The following is a 15,037-nucleotide window of genomic DNA, read 5'->3' as shown; positions in this document are numbered from 1 at the left end:
TTTGAGCATCAGATTTGTCCATCCATTAAAACAAAATTCTATCCGGCTATTATTGATTAAAATTGAAAAAATACGATTCGTGCTTATTAGATAATGTATTTGCAATAACTCGAATCAGGGTATTGCAAAGCTCTGGATAGTAAATGAAATTATGACACAGGAGGATATATTTTGAGAAAAATTTATGTTCTAGATACAAATGTATTATTGCAGGATCCAATGTCGATTTTTTCATTCCAGGATAATGAGGTCATCATCCCAGCAGTAGTATTGGAGGAACTTGATTCAAAAAAACGGAACTTGGACGAAGTAGGGAAAAACGCTCGCTATGTTTCAAGGCTGATTGATCAGCTGCGCACAAAAGGTAAGCTTCATCATAAAATTCCTTTATCGAATGGTGGGATGTTGAAAATAGAGATGAATCATCGCTCCCCCCACAATGTCGCAGAATACTTTGCTGAAAAAACAAATGACAATCGTATATTGGCGATTGCAAAAAATCTATCGCTGGAAGAACAGGCGAAAGAACATGGGCGGAGCGTAATATTAGTAAGTAAAGATATTCTAATGCGGGTAAAGGCTGATGTACTTGGACTTTTAGCAGAGGACTTTTTGAGTGACCGAGTTATCAATGAGGATCAGATGTACGCTGGCTTTATCGAGATATTTGTATCCCGAGCTGAGATAAATGAATTCTATTCCAAGGGAGAGATACCAATTCCTGCAGACATAGCAGAGGGAATATATTTAAATCAATTCGTCATTATGAAATGTACAGAAATCACATCACTTTCTGCTTTAGGAATTATTAGCGGACATGAAAAAAGGATAAAAAAGCTTCGATATAATCAGGAGCATGTATGGGGTATAAAGCCACGAAATGTGCAGCAGCATATGGCAATTGAATTATTATTAAGAAGTGATATCCAGTTAGTCACATTAACTGGGAAAGCAGGTACAGGGAAAACGCTCTTAGCACTGGCGTCAGGTCTGCTTCAAACGGAGGATCTGGGAGAGTATAATAAATTGCTTGTTGCAAGGCCAATTGTACCCATGGGGAAAGATTTGGGTTTCTTGCCTGGTGAAAAAGAAGAAAAACTACGTCCGTGGATGCAGCCAATCTATGACAATCTCGAATTTTTATTTAACACAAAAAAGCCAGGTGAATTGGACTCTATTTTGGCTGGTATTAATTCAATAGAGGTGGAGGCCTTAACATATATAAGAGGGCGCAGCTTACCGGATAGCTTTATTATCATGGATGAAGCTCAGAATCTTACTAAACATGAAGTGAAAACCATACTGACACGTGTGGGTGAGCGCAGTAAGATTATTTTACTGGGAGATCCTGCTCAGATCGATCATCCTTATTTGGATGAATGGAACAACGGATTGACATATGTTTTGGAAAAATTTAAGAATGAAGCCATCGCAGGTCATGTGAATTTAGTGAAGGGAGAACGTTCCGGATTAGCTCAATTAGCGGCAGATTTATTATGAGTGAGTTTTTCTTCTATCTTAATTATCCTAACGGGAATGTGTTGGATACTTTCTGCTCCAAATCATTTAAAGTGTTTGTGTTTAGTAGATCGTAGCTATCAGGGGCCATATAGGTGTATATACGGCTCCTGAACTCTTTATTGAATTGTAAAACCTGTTACGTTTTTTATGGGTGCTTGCCGGTTGGAGCCATCTCCGTGGTAAATATGAATAGGTCCACCCTCATCCGATTTGATTGGTCGCCCTTTAATAGAAAAGCCAGCGACGAGTTGAAGCGCTTCCTCAAAAGAGAATGCTAAATCAGAATTTTCCGTATGTACAATAATAGTGGCAGAAGTACTGTCAGGTTCAGTGTTCAAGAAAAAAGGCTTTAATACAATCCCGAAACTGTTTTCAGTAAGCTGCTGTTTCTTCGTTTTTATTACAGGTTTATTTGGCGGTGGGGATGCCCCTTCAATGATTTCTTTATCCCATTGAGATGATACCTGTTTTAAATAAGTCTCGTGTTCTAGATTTTCTTCCTGATTGTTTTCTGGATGCCAAGCATCAAGATCGAATTTCCTGTCATCAAAAATCCAAGTGCCAGGGTCGAGATAAATCGGGAATTTTACATTCCCTTTTATTTGTAGAATATCTTTCATAATTGACTCTCCTTTCCAATTTTAATCTTATAGCTGCTGAATGAGTATGTACAGTAATTCGCTGCAGGAAGGTTATCTTTTTTTAGAAAAAACTAAACTCCTTGACATTACCTTTTCTTGCAATTTTACGATTTTAAGGGTAGAATTTTATAATAGATTGGTTCATTGGGCCATAATGGGGGGTTGCACATTGACATCTGATATCCTTGTCAATCATCAAGAAAAGGCCTACGCATTGTTAAAGGCTGACGCTGATAAAATATTTAAACTAATAAAGGTGCAAATGGACAATTTGACTATGCCTCAGTGTCCGTTATATGAAGAAGTTTTAGATACCCAAATGTTTGGTCTCTCCAGAGAAATTGACTTTGCCGTTCGATTGGGATTAATAGAAGAGAAAGACGGTAAAGAGCTATTGGGATTCCTTGAACAAGAACTTTCTGCTCTTCATGATGCTTCCTTAAGAAAATAAGTAGCAGTCGAAACTCAAACGATGCCGATGTTGTTTGAGTTTTTTTGTTTTTCTTTATATAATTTTTAAACAAGCATATTTTTAAAAATGAAATTTATTCAAGGAGACCTATATGATAAAACGTATTTTAAAATCGTATGATTTTACTCTCATCGCTGTCATTATCGCTATAAGTATCTTTGGTCTTGTAATGGTCTATAGCGCCAGTATGGTTACGGCTGTGTCAAGATTTGGACTTCCGAGCGATTTTTTCTACATAAAACAATTTAGGCATCTAATCATCGGGTTTATCCTGTTTTTCGTTGTAGCTGCTATACCTTATCCGGTTTTTAAAAATAAAAAGTTTTTGGTGATCATCGTACTAGGCTCGATTATCTCTCTCGTTGCTTTAAATTTTATTGGCCACACCGCCGGAAATGCAGAGAGCTGGTTTAAGCTTGGAGCGCTAGGGAGTTTGCAGCCATCAGAGTTTATTAAGTTAGGTATGATTATATACTTATCAGCAGTCTATTCGAATAAACAAAAATATATCAATGTCTTTAATAAGGGTGTCGTACCACCACTATTATTCTTGTTAGTTATCTGTTTATTGATTGTTTTGCAGCCGGATATCGGGACGGCATTCATTCTTTTTATGAGTTCTTGTACGATTATCTTATGCTCTGGTATGAATTTTAAGAGTTTAGGTAAACTGCTATCGATTTTGTTCGGAGCTATTCTTGTTGCGACACCGATCATTTTCCTTTTTAAAGACAAGATTTTTACTCCAAAAAGGCTTGAACGTTTCGTTGGATTTTTAGACCCGTTTTCCAGTGAGAAATATGAAGGATATCAGTTGGTCAATTCTTATGTGGCAATCGGCAATGGCGGCATTACCGGTGTGGGATTTGGACAAAGCACGCAGAAATATGGGTATCTGCCTGAACCGCACACTGACTTTATAATGTCTGTTATTTCTGAAGAGTTAGGACTTATTGGGGTAGGATTTGTTATTATATGCTTGGCTACGATTGTATTAAAAGGGATTCATACCGCGATAAAATCGAATGATCCATTTGGGAGTATGCTAGCAGTAGGTATTTCCAGTATGATTGGAATTCAGGCTATGGTTAATTTAGGAGGAGTAGCTGGTTTAATACCGATTACTGGGGTTACTTTACCATTTATCAGTTATGGTGGTTCTTCCTTAATTATTCTTTTGATATCTGTCGGATTACTCGTCAATGTCTCTATGATGACGAGATATGATGCAGCCTACAAAAAGGAACCAGTTGAAAAAGGGGAGACATTCCAGGGATAAGCTGCTAAAAATAATGAGTAAGAATAATCTTCTTACTCATTATTTTTACAACAAATTACTATATTGTCATAATTTTCGGGAAGCTGTGAGGTGCTCAGGATGAGAAAAATAAGAAAAGTATTGGCTGCCAACCGCGGAGAAATTGCCATCCGTATTTTTCGTGCTTGTAGTGAATTGGATATTAAAACTGTTGCTATTTATTCAAAAGAGGATTATAAATCCTATCATCGATATAAAGCAGATGAAGCCTATTTAGTTGGTACTGGCAAAAAGCCGATTGATGCCTATCTTGATATTGAAGGAATTATTGAGATTGCTAAGATGAGTGATGTAGATGCTATACATCCTGGATACGGTTTCCTCTCTGAAAATATCGAATTTGCAAAACGATGTGAAGAAGAGGGACTTATTTTTATTGGTCCAAAAACAACTCATCTCGATATGTTTGGAGATAAAGTTAAGGCAAAAGAGCAAGCGAAAATAGCGGGTATCCCCATTATTCCAGGAAGTGAAGGACCGGTTTCTGGTTTGGAGGAAGTTACGAAGTTTGGAGAAATTAATGGTTACCCGATTATTATTAAAGCTTCACTTGGAGGCGGCGGCAGGGGAATGCGCATTGTTCGTGATCCAGAGGAAGTAGAAGAAGCCTATAATCGAGCAAAATCAGAGGCAAAAGCGGCTTTTGGCAATGATGAAGTTTACGTAGAAAAATTTATTGAGAACCCCAAGCATATTGAAGTTCAAATACTGGGTGATCAAAACGGAAATATTGTTCATTTGTATGAAAGGGACTGCTCTGTGCAACGCCGTCACCAAAAAGTAGTCGAGGTAGCACCCTGTGTGTCACTTACAGATTCCTTACGAGAAAGGATATGTGACGCTGCCGTTCAGTTAATGAAGAATGTAGAGTATGTAAATGCAGGTACGGTAGAATTCCTTGTTTCTGGAGACGAATTTTTCTTTATCGAGGTAAACCCTCGTGTCCAGGTTGAACATACAATCACCGAGATGATTACGGGTATTGATATTGTTCAATCTCAAATTAACATAGCTGAGGGACACAGTTTACACGGTGCTTCTTTAAATATACCTGAACAAGATCATATACATATTAATGGATATGCCATTCAGGCAAGGGTGACGACGGAAGATCCCTTAAATAATTTTATGCCGGATACAGGCCGAATTGCAGTTTATCGCTCTAGCGGAGGATTTGGTGTTCGTCTGGATGCTGGTAATGCTTTTCATGGATCGGTTATTACACCGTATTATGATTCCTTGCTTGTTAAAGTATCCACTCATGCTACCAGATTCGATCAGGCAGCTATAAAAATGCTGCGTAATTTAAGAGAATTCCGTGTCAGAGGAATTAAAACAAATATTCCTTTCCTTGAAAATGTGGTAAAGCATAAAAAATTTATTGCAGGAGAATACGATACATCATTCATCGATACAACACCTGAGCTTTTTGTTTTCTCTAACCGGAAAGACCGTGGAACCAAAATGCTGAATTATATCGCTAATGTGACTGTCAATGGGTTCCCGGGCATAGGTGTTAAGGAGAAACCAGTTTTCGAAAAACCAAAAGTTCCCCAAATTCATGATTTTCTAGTGCCTAAGACAGGAACCAAGCAATTATTGGATCAATTGGGACCTGAGGGACTGGCTAAATGGGTTAAAGAGCAAAAAAATGTGTTGATTACAGATACTACATTCAGGGATGCACACCAATCACTTTTAGCTACCAGAGTCAGAACGAAGGATTTACAAGAGATTGCTGCACCAACCTCAAAGCTTATGCCGAATCTGTTTTCACTTGAAATGTGGGGCGGGGCAACATTTGATGTAGCCTACCGGTTCTTAAAGGAAGATCCATGGGAAAGATTATTATTGCTTAGACAGGAAATCCCTAATGTATTATTCCAGATGCTCCTGCGCTCATCTAATGCAGTTGGCTATAAGAATTATCCTGATAATGTTATCCGGGAATTTGTTGGAAAATCTGCCTGTGCGGGAATAGATGTATTCCGTATTTTTGATAGCCTTAACTGGGTTAAGGGAATGGAGAAGACAATTGACTATGTTCGCCAATCAGGAAAAATTGCCGAGGCAACGATTTGCTATACAGGTGATATACTCGATCTAAGCAGGCAAAAATATGATGTACAATACTATAGAAATCTTGCTAAAGAGCTAGAGGCACAGGGAGCACATCTATTAGCTATTAAAGATATGGCAGGCTTATTGAAGCCGGAAGCAGCCTATCGACTGATTTCAGAGTTGAAAGATGCAGTTGACATACCGATCCATCTTCATACACATGATACGAGCGGGAATGGAATCTATCAGTATGCACGAGCGATTGATGCCGGTGTGGATATTGTTGATACGGCTCTTGGATCAATGGCTGGACTTACCTCACAACCAAGCTTGAATTCTCTTTATTATGCATTAGAGGGTCATGAGAGACAGCCGCAAATCGATATTAAGCCAGTTGAAGAGTTATCAGAGTATTGGGAAGGGGTCAGAAGTTACTATGCTGACTTTGAAAGTGGCATGAAGTCTCCCCATACAGAAATCTATGTACACGAAATGCCAGGTGGTCAATACTCCAACCTTCAGCAGCAAGCGAAAGCAGTTGGTTTAGGTGAACGCTGGGATGAAGTTAAAGATATGTACCATCGAGTTAGTATGATGTTTGGTGATATTATCAAAGTAACTCCTTCGTCCAAGGTAGTAGGCGATATGGCTTTATTTATGGTACAAAATGATTTGACAGAAAGCAGTGTGTTGGAGAAAGGCCATTTAATCGATTTCCCTGATTCAGTTATTGAATTGTTCAGCGGATATTTGGGTCAGCCATATGGTGGTTTCCCTAAAGAACTTCAAAAGGTGATCCTGAAAAATAGATCTCCTATTACAGTTCGCCCAGGTGAATTGCTTGAGGACGTGGATTTTGAGAAAATAAAGGAAGAGTTGTTTGAGAAAATCAAACGTCCAGTTACGATGTTTGATGCACTCGCTTATGCACTTTATCCAAAAGTCTTCCTTGATTATGTGTACTCGAATAGTGAGTATGGCAATATAACAAAGTTAAATACACCAACGTTCCACTATGGACTTTCCATCGGAGAGGAAATAGAAGTGGAAATTGAAAAGGGAAAAACCTTAATTATAAAGCTAATTTCAATTAGTGAGCCACGTATAGATGGCACAAGAATGGTTTATTTTGAACTAAATGGACAGGCTCGAGAAGTGGTAGTTAAGGACGAAAGTGTTAAAACCCTTATTCAGTCGAAACCAAAGCAGGACGTTTCCAATCCATACCATATTGGTGCAACAATGCCTGGAACCGTGATGAAGGTATTAGTGTCTCATGGACAAAAAGTCAAAAAAGGAGACCATTTAATCATAACGGAGGCAATGAAAATGGAAACAACCGTTCAGGCACCATTTGACGGAGTTATCAAAGAGATTTATGTTAATGATGGAGACGCCATACAGACGGGCGATTTGTTGATTGTGCTTGATAAATAAAACTAAAACACAGTAAAAAGGAGCGTGGATTTTTAACTCACGTTCCTTTTTATGTTCTGGATTATTTCCCTGGTTTGTATAATGTGATGCAAAAGGATGATTTTATACAGTCTAATCAGCTTGTTTTCCTATCAGATGGATTCAAGGCTTCTGCAGCTTTGTTTTTCCGTGATCTCGTTACAAGTAGGATAAAATAGGAAAAAACTCCAAATAAACAAGAAATCAATATGGCGTGTAAGAGGGCTACATACAGGTTTAAACGGGTATAAATGATAAAAGCACCTGCTATAACCTGTAAACTGACAAGAATAAGGGAGAGCGTCCATCCCCAGTATAAAACTTTTATATGGCGATAATTGCGCCAAGTATAGACGAAAATATATAAAATCCAGATAAATATGAGGCCTGCAGCAGCACGATGCCCCATTTGAATGAACTGATACATATTATGAGGGACTATAGTACCATCATTAAAACAAAGGGGCCATTCCGGACAGACGAGACTTGCTTCTGCGTGACGCACCAGCGCACCGGTATAGATAACAATATAGGAATAAATAAATAGAGCGATAATGTGAATAGACATTTTCCTCGGGATTATCAGCTTCTCCGCATCGAACTTTTTATCAACTTCAAAAATAAGTAAAGTTAAAAGTAGAACGGCGGCAAAAGAGATGAGTGATATCCCAAAATGCAAAGCCAGCACGAAATCAGAATGACTCCAAACGACGGCGGCAGCTCCCAGCAATGCCTGAATGATTAGAAATGCAATAGACAGGAGAGCAAGAAATTTGGTTTCTCTAATATGTCCAATGGCTTTCCATGACCAGATTGCTAATCCAACTACCATGAAGGATCCAAGGCCGGTAAAAAGACGATGTGCGAATTCGATTAGTAGTGCGGGCGTGATATCTGTGGGAATCAATTCTCCGTTGCAAAGTGGCCAGGAGCGTCCGCATCCTAAACCCGAATCTGTTTTTGTGACGAGCGCACCGCCGATTAAGATCACAAGCATGACAAAGGAAGTCATAACGGCAAACCATTTCAAAGATTTTTGCATGTAAATCTAACACCTGCTTTGTTTTTATAAAATAGTAAGCTTAAACATTTGTTTCCTAATAAATGGAACCGTATAATGAGGTAAATATTACAAAGTTTGATAATCATTACTAACATATCATAAATAATTTTTACAATAATTTCAAAGAAAAGTTTCTAAATAGTCAAAGAAATTATTTATTTAGTGATAATTGAAAATTCATGTAATTGTTTATAGTTGAAACTTAAAGAAGAGTTTGTTAGAAATAGAGAGGGGATTTAATTGGTTAAATAAGGTTTTCATACTTACAATGTTACAAAAATATATTTACAGGATAAAATTACCACTATATAATGATTAGGTCACACTTATGACAAAAAATGGACAAATTATTTTCACAATAGAAGTGTAATCTGTGTTTAAATATATATTAGGCAAATTTTTCTATATAAATATCACTGTTATAAATTGTGAATATATCGCTTGAAACTAAAAGTTTGGAAATCTACTATTCAGATAGGAGGTAACAGCATGAAACCTAAACCGGCATCGCAGACCTCGTATGAAAACCAGAAGGGACTAGACGTGGAGAAAGATATGAACAGTACAGCATTTAAGGACTTTTTGGTATTAGTAAAGGTAGGCATCGTCAATTCAAATTTAATTACTGTTTTTGCAGGTATTTGGCTCGGTCTGTATTTTACTGACCAGAGTTTCCTTGGAAATCTTGATCTCGTTCTATATGGTATTGTAGGGTCAGCACTAATAATAGCAGGCGCTGGCAGCTTAAACAATTACATAGATCGGGATATCGACGTGTTTATGTCTCGTACAAAGAAGCGCCCAACAGTTACTGGTAAGGTGAACCCTATAAAAGTTTTGTATATGGGTCTGGCACTTGTGGTAACTGGATTATTGATTCTATTAATGGCTACTCCAATGGCAGCTTTTATGGGGTTAATTGGGGTATTGGCCTATGTATTGCTGTATACAATGTGGTCCAAAAGACGGTTTGTCTCAAATACTGTAATCGGCAGTTTTTCGGGTGCTATACCGCCACTAATCGGGTGGGCCGCCGTTGATCCAGGATTACATCCTATTGCCTGGGGATTATTTTTATTAATGTTCGTCTGGCAGCCTCCACATTTCTACGCATTGGCTATGAAGCGGACGGAGGAATACAGAGCGGCTGGAATTCCTATGCTGCCTGTAGTAAAAGGATTTAAAGAAACGAAGATTCATATGCTTATATGGGTAGCATTATTGTTTCCAATTCCATTTATACTGAAACCAATCGGGGTTTCTTTTGTAGTTTTGGCAACAATTCTTAATATAGGGTGGCTTATATTAACTTTAAAGGGATTCTCATTAAAAAAGGAGTTTTCCAAAGAAGAAGATTTAAAGTGGGCCAATAAGATGTTCATTTATTCATTAAACTATATGACTATTTCTTTTGTGGCAATGGTCATTGTTTCTTTAATTAATCGTTTTTAACATTGGGGGTTCTTTCTTAAAGAAATTCAATATATAAGATGTTCCTTTGGAAAGAAGAAATTTTTTACGAAAGAGGGGTAATTATTTGCTATGAAAAAATGGCGCATTGCATCCTTAATTGCTGTTTTGATGCTAATACTTTCGGGTTGTGGAAAGCCGTATCTATCAGCATTGGATCCAGCAGGTGAGGTAGCGAAGAAACAGTATGATTTAATGATACTCAGTACTGCCATTATGGTATTGGTAATCATTGTTGTTGTTATTCTTTTTGTACTTGCAATTTTAAAATTTCGTCGTAAAAAGGGAGATAATTCAATCCCTAAGCAAATTGAGGGTAACCACAAATTAGAAATACTTTGGACGGTTATCCCGATTGTTTTATTAATCATCCTTGCAGTTCCAACGATTTATTATACATTTGATTTTGCAGATGTATCTGCCAAGGATGAAAAGGATAAGGATGGGAATCCTACAGCCTTAACTGTAAATGTAAGGGCTAATTATTACTGGTGGGAGTTTGAATATCCTGGCGAAGGTATCATGACAGGGCAAGAACTTGTTGTTCCAACTGATGAAAAGGTTTACTTTAATTTAACAGCGTCAGATGTAAAGCATTCCTTCTGGATTCCTTCAGCTGGGGGTAAGCTTGATACGAATACAGAGGGAGAAAATAGCTTCTGGCTTGAGTTTGATGATGGAAAAAGTGAAGAAGCCGGCAGGATTTTTTATGGAAAATGTGCTGAATTATGTGGGGCTTCCCATGCATTAATGGATTTCAAAGTGAAAGCTTTGCCAAGGGATGAATTTGACCAATGGGTAGCCAGCATGAAAGAAACAAAGCACACGGAAGTAAAACTTACTGATGCAACAGCAAGGGAAGGCCAGGAAATTTTCAATAAAAGCTGTATCGGTTGTCATGCGATCGATTCCAATGATCAGCGACCGGAGCAGGCTCGATTAGCACCTAATCTATCAAACTTTGCTGATCGTGAAGTAGTAGCGGGTTATTTGGAAAATAATGAAGAAAATGTGAAGAAGTGGCTTAAGGATCCGGAGTCAGTTAAAGAAGGAAACAAAATGACTGACACTTACGGAGAGCTTTCTGATTCACAAATCGATGCGCTTACTAAGTACCTGGAAACCTTATCGCAAAAATAAGAGTTTGCTAGTTTTCAAAGGGGAGGTTAAAACGTGAGTACTATTGCTCAAAAAAAGGGGTTTCTTAGTGTCGTTTGGGATTATTTAACGACTGTTGACCATAAGAAAATTGCCAAGCTCTATATCTTTGCAGGTGGATTTTTCTTCTTGCTGGGTGGGCTTGAGGCAATGTTTATACGAATTCAGCTTGTAAAGCCAGAGAATGATTTTATCAGCGGTGGAATGTTTAACCAAATTATTACCATGCATGGAACAACCATGATTTTCCTTGCCGCCATGCCTTTATTGCTTGGATTTATGAATGCGATTATGCCGCTGCAAATCGGTGCTAGAGACGTAGCATTTCCATTTTTAAATTCATTAGGTTTTTGGTTGTTTTTCTTTGGAGGAGTCTTTTTAAACTTATCCTGGTTTATGGGCGGAGCGCCTGATGCAGGATGGACATCTTATGCAACTCTATCGTTGGCTTCTGAAAGTCACGGTATAGATTTTTACATACTTGGACTTCAGATATCAGGTATGGGCTCGTTAATAGGGGGAATTAACTTCCTGGCCACGATTATTAATATGAGAGCACCTGGAATGACGTTTATGCGTATGCCGCTTTTCACGTGGACAACATTTGTGGCATCTGCCTTAATTCTATTTGCTTTCCCGCCGCTTACAGTTGGTTTGACACTAATGATGTTTGACCGTATGTTTGGTTCCAGTTTCTTTGTAACGGCTTTGGGTGGAAATACAATTATTTGGGAACATTTATTCTGGATCTTTGGACATCCGGAAGTATATATTTTGGTTCTTCCGGCATTCGGAATATTCTCTGAAATTATTCCAACATTCTCAAGAAAGAGATTATTTGGATATTCATCTATGGTCTTTGCAACCATTTTAATCGGTTTCCTAGGCTTCATGGTATGGGCTCACCATATGTTTACGGTTGGTCTTGGACCGGTCGCAAATGCGATATTTGCAGTAGCAACAATGGCGATAGCTGTTCCGACTGGTATAAAGATCTTCAACTGGATTTTCACGATGTGGGGTGGTCAGATTACGTTTACGACCCCTATGTTATACGCCGTTGCATTTATTCCATCTTTTGTAATGGGTGGAGTAACGGGAATTATGAATGCCGCAGCTCCGGCTGACTATCAGTATCATGATAGCTATTTCGTTGTTGCCCATTTCCACTATGTTATCGTCGGTGGAGTAGTGCTGGCCTTGTTGGCAGGTACACATTTTTACTGGCCAAAAATATTCGGTACAGTATTGAATGAATTCATGGGTAAAATCACATTCTGGTTATTCCTAATCGGATTCCATTTAACATTCTTTGTTCAACATTTCCTTGGATTAATGGGAATGCCTAGACGTGTTTTCACTTATTTGGACGGACAGGGATGGGATAATGGCAACTTAATATCTACTGTCGGTGCATTCATGATGGCTGTAGCAGTCATTATATTATTGGTTAATATCGTAGTTACTTCAGTTAAAAATGTTAAAGTCGGTAATGACCCATGGCAAGACGGACGTACACTTGAGTGGGCAATTTCTTCACCGGCTCCTGAATACAACTTTGAAAGATTACCATTAGTAAGAGGATATGATGCATGGTGGCTTGAAAAAATGGAAGGCAGAAATGCGATGACACCGGCTGAACCTCTTGGTGATATCCATATGCCTAACAATTCAATTCTTCCTGTTATTATTTCTTTTGGATTGTTTGTTGCTGCATTTGGGGCGCTTTATAATGCAACGGATAAAGAATGGACAGTTCCGGTAATGGTGATTGGTTTGTTAATTACCTTTACAGCGATGCTCATCCGTTCTGTTAAAGATGATCATGGATATCATATCCACAAAGAAGATTTGGTATCTCCTAATGCTAAAAATGATAAGGGGGTTGAGGTGTAATGAATGCAGGGCAAAAATTCACACCAGAAACATGGCCATCTCACCCTGAGAAACACACAGATGACGGAAAGCATAAATTTTTAGGTTTTTGGCTTTTCCTCGCTGCAGAGACAGTGCTTTTTGCTTCATTATTTGCAACATACTTAGCTTTGAAAGATAGTGTACCACCTAATAAGGAAATGACTCTAGCCAAAGATTTATTTGATATGCCACTGGCGTTTATTGCTACTATGCTGCTGTTAACCAGCTCATTAACCAGTGTCTATGCGATGTATCATATGAGAAACTATGATTTTAAACAAATGCAGTTTTGGCTGTTAATCACTGTTTTATTAGGGGCTGCTTTCCTGGGCTTAGAGATTTACGAATTTAATCATTATGTGCATGAATACCATCATACATTTACAGGTTCTGCATTTGGATCCGCCTTTTACACATTAGTCGGCTTCCATGGTGCCCATGTTACCTTTGGATTATTGTGGATTATTACCTTAATGCTCCGTAATTCGAAACGTGGCTTAAATCTGTATAATGCACCGAAATTTTATGTTGCGAGTCTGTACTGGCATTTTATCGATGTTGTATGGGTATTCATATTTACAGTCGTTTACTTAATGGGAATGGTGGGGTGATGTTAAATGGAAAATCAACCTAAAACACATCTTAGTAAGGAAGCTCTTAAATATAGACGTAAGAAAAATGCGGAAGATATGAAGATGCAGGTTATTACATTTATTATGATGATCTTTCTTACCTTAATTGCGTTCTTTGCAGTAGGTTATGATGGATTTTCCAAGTGGTTCGTTTTACCATTCATCTTGTTGCTTGCAGTAATCCAAGTCATTTTTCAGCTCTATTATTTCATGCATATGAATAAAGAAGGTCATGGAACGATGGCAGGATTTATGTATACCGGGTTACTGATCGGTGTGACTACTATCCTTGCATTTGTATTAATTGTGTGGATTTAAAGATGGAATCGGCTTAACTTGTTAAGCCGATTTTTTTTAGAAACTAGAACTATATGATTTCTGGGTTATTCGATATTTTCTTGTGAATTTCTGGGCAGGAAAACTAATTATGAGGTGAGATAAATGGAATTAGATATATTTGGATTTAGGGCCCTGTGGAGTCCTTACCTGTTCCTCGTGACACTATTGATCATAGCCTTCTATTTTTATATCACCTATTTTAAAGCAGGTGACCAATTTAAAAAGAAAGAAGCTGTATACTTCTCGATAGCTATGATTCTTTTATACATGATAAAGGGTTCGCCAATAGATTTGTTGGGACATCTTTCTTTCACAGTTCATATGGTTCAAATGGCTTTTTTATTTTTAGTAATTCCGCCATTTTTTCTATTGGGATTGCCTGATTGGTTACTAAAAAAGTTCGTATTTAAAAAATGGTTTTTAATGATTACACAACCATTAATCACTTTGATTTTCTTTAATGGGCTGTTTTCTTTTTACCATGTTCCATCCATTTTTGATATCGTCAAAGTCAATATGTTGCTTCATGGGCTTTTCACTGTGGTATTGTTTATTTCCTCGCTGTTCATGTGGTGGCATCTAGTTAATAAAATTGAAGAAAGCCAAAGATTATCAGGATTAAAGAAAATTGGCTATATTTTTGCCAATGGAATATTAATTACACCGGCCTGTGCGCTTATCATCTTTTCTAAAGATCCCATGTATGCAACTTATGCAGATCCAGCTGTGTGGATGGAGGCAATGAAACTGTGTGTTCCTGCCGGTACCTTATCCGCATTGGACTTAAGCAGTCCTCAAATGTTTATCAATATGCCGGCTGTTGAAGATCAGCAAACAGGCGGTGTCATTATGAAAATAATTCAAGAAATAGTATATGGAATTATCCTGGCTACAACTTTCTTCACTTGGTTTAAAGAAGATACCAAACAGGCGGATGCAGAGACAGAACGTTTTATGGAAGCGAATCCGCACTTAGGGAACTAATTAATA

General features: G+C 38.0%; 12 protein-coding genes. 10 read left to right on the top strand and 2 right to left on the bottom strand.

Annotation, left to right across the window (positions count from 1 at the left end; all coding sequences use genetic code 11):
* Positions 1–171: 171 nt before the first annotated feature.
* A complete protein-coding gene (locus AC4D4B_RS10775) occupies positions 172–1,500 on the top strand; it encodes a PhoH family protein (RefSeq protein WP_490995995.1) in 1,329 nt (442 codons plus the stop codon).
* 137 nt (positions 1,501–1,637) lie between these two features.
* Here the strand turns inward: AC4D4B_RS10775 and AC4D4B_RS10770 are convergent, their stop codons facing one another.
* Positions 1,638–2,141: a peptidyl-prolyl cis-trans isomerase gene (locus tag AC4D4B_RS10770; RefSeq protein ID WP_490995994.1), complete on the bottom strand. Its 504-nt coding sequence runs from the start codon at positions 2,139–2,141 to the stop codon at positions 1,638–1,640.
* A 175-nt stretch (positions 2,142–2,316) separates the two neighbouring features.
* Between AC4D4B_RS10770 and AC4D4B_RS10765 the strand changes: the two genes are divergently transcribed.
* The 3 genes from AC4D4B_RS10765 (at position 2,317) to pyc (ending at position 7,450) form a co-directional block, all read left to right on the top strand.
* Positions 2,317–2,613, top strand: coding sequence for an Fpa/YlaN family protein (locus tag AC4D4B_RS10765; protein ID WP_373925453.1), 297 nt, complete (start codon positions 2,317–2,319; stop codon positions 2,611–2,613).
* Between the two features lie 112 nt (positions 2,614–2,725).
* Entirely contained in the window at positions 2,726–3,913 is a 1,188-nt protein-coding gene (locus tag AC4D4B_RS10760) for an FtsW/RodA/SpoVE family cell cycle protein (RefSeq protein WP_490995993.1), read from the top strand.
* 99 nt (positions 3,914–4,012) lie between these two features.
* Positions 4,013–7,450: a pyruvate carboxylase gene (pyc, locus tag AC4D4B_RS10755; RefSeq protein WP_490995992.1), complete on the top strand. Its 3,438-nt coding sequence runs from the start codon at positions 4,013–4,015 to the stop codon at positions 7,448–7,450.
* A gap of 115 nt (positions 7,451–7,565) precedes the next feature.
* Here the strand turns inward: pyc and AC4D4B_RS10750 are convergent, their stop codons facing one another.
* A complete protein-coding gene (locus tag AC4D4B_RS10750) occupies positions 7,566–8,510 on the bottom strand; it encodes a COX15/CtaA family protein (protein WP_490995991.1) in 945 nt (314 codons plus the stop codon).
* A gap of 510 nt (positions 8,511–9,020) precedes the next feature.
* Between AC4D4B_RS10750 and cyoE the strand changes: the two genes are divergently transcribed.
* The 6 genes from cyoE (at position 9,021) to ctaG (ending at position 15,031) form a co-directional block, all read left to right on the top strand.
* Positions 9,021–9,983 carry a heme o synthase gene (gene cyoE / locus AC4D4B_RS10745; protein ID WP_490995990.1) on the top strand — a complete coding sequence of 321 codons (963 nt, stop codon included), beginning with the start codon at positions 9,021–9,023 and terminating at the stop codon, positions 9,981–9,983.
* A 90-nt stretch (positions 9,984–10,073) separates the two neighbouring features.
* Positions 10,074–11,141 (top strand): cytochrome c oxidase subunit II, encoded by a 1,068-nt coding sequence (coxB, locus tag AC4D4B_RS10740; protein WP_490995989.1) that lies wholly within the window; start codon positions 10,074–10,076, stop codon positions 11,139–11,141.
* A gap of 33 nt (positions 11,142–11,174) precedes the next feature.
* On the top strand, positions 11,175–13,055 hold the full coding sequence (gene ctaD / locus AC4D4B_RS10735) for a cytochrome c oxidase subunit I (protein ID WP_490995988.1): 1,881 nt from the start codon (positions 11,175–11,177) through the stop codon (positions 13,053–13,055).
* Positions 13,055–13,687 carry a cytochrome (ubi)quinol oxidase subunit III gene (locus AC4D4B_RS10730; protein ID WP_066100784.1) on the top strand — a complete coding sequence of 211 codons (633 nt, stop codon included), beginning with the start codon at positions 13,055–13,057 and terminating at the stop codon, positions 13,685–13,687. Before ctaD ends, AC4D4B_RS10730 begins: the two co-directional genes overlap by 1 nt.
* 6 nt (positions 13,688–13,693) lie before the next feature.
* Complete coding sequence (ctaF, locus tag AC4D4B_RS10725) at positions 13,694–14,026, top strand: cytochrome c oxidase subunit IVB (protein WP_066100781.1); 333 nt, start codon at positions 13,694–13,696, stop codon at positions 14,024–14,026.
* A 123-nt stretch (positions 14,027–14,149) separates the two neighbouring features.
* On the top strand, positions 14,150–15,031 hold the full coding sequence (gene ctaG, locus AC4D4B_RS10720) for a cytochrome c oxidase assembly factor CtaG (RefSeq protein ID WP_490995987.1): 882 nt from the start codon (positions 14,150–14,152) through the stop codon (positions 15,029–15,031).
* Positions 15,032–15,037 lie beyond the last annotated feature (6 nt).

The sequence above is a fragment of the Pradoshia sp. Z6_59 genome, from assembly GCF_058267515.1.
The sequence above is the reverse complement of the archived record's forward strand: the minus strand, read 5'-3'. Positions and strand labels throughout refer to the sequence as shown.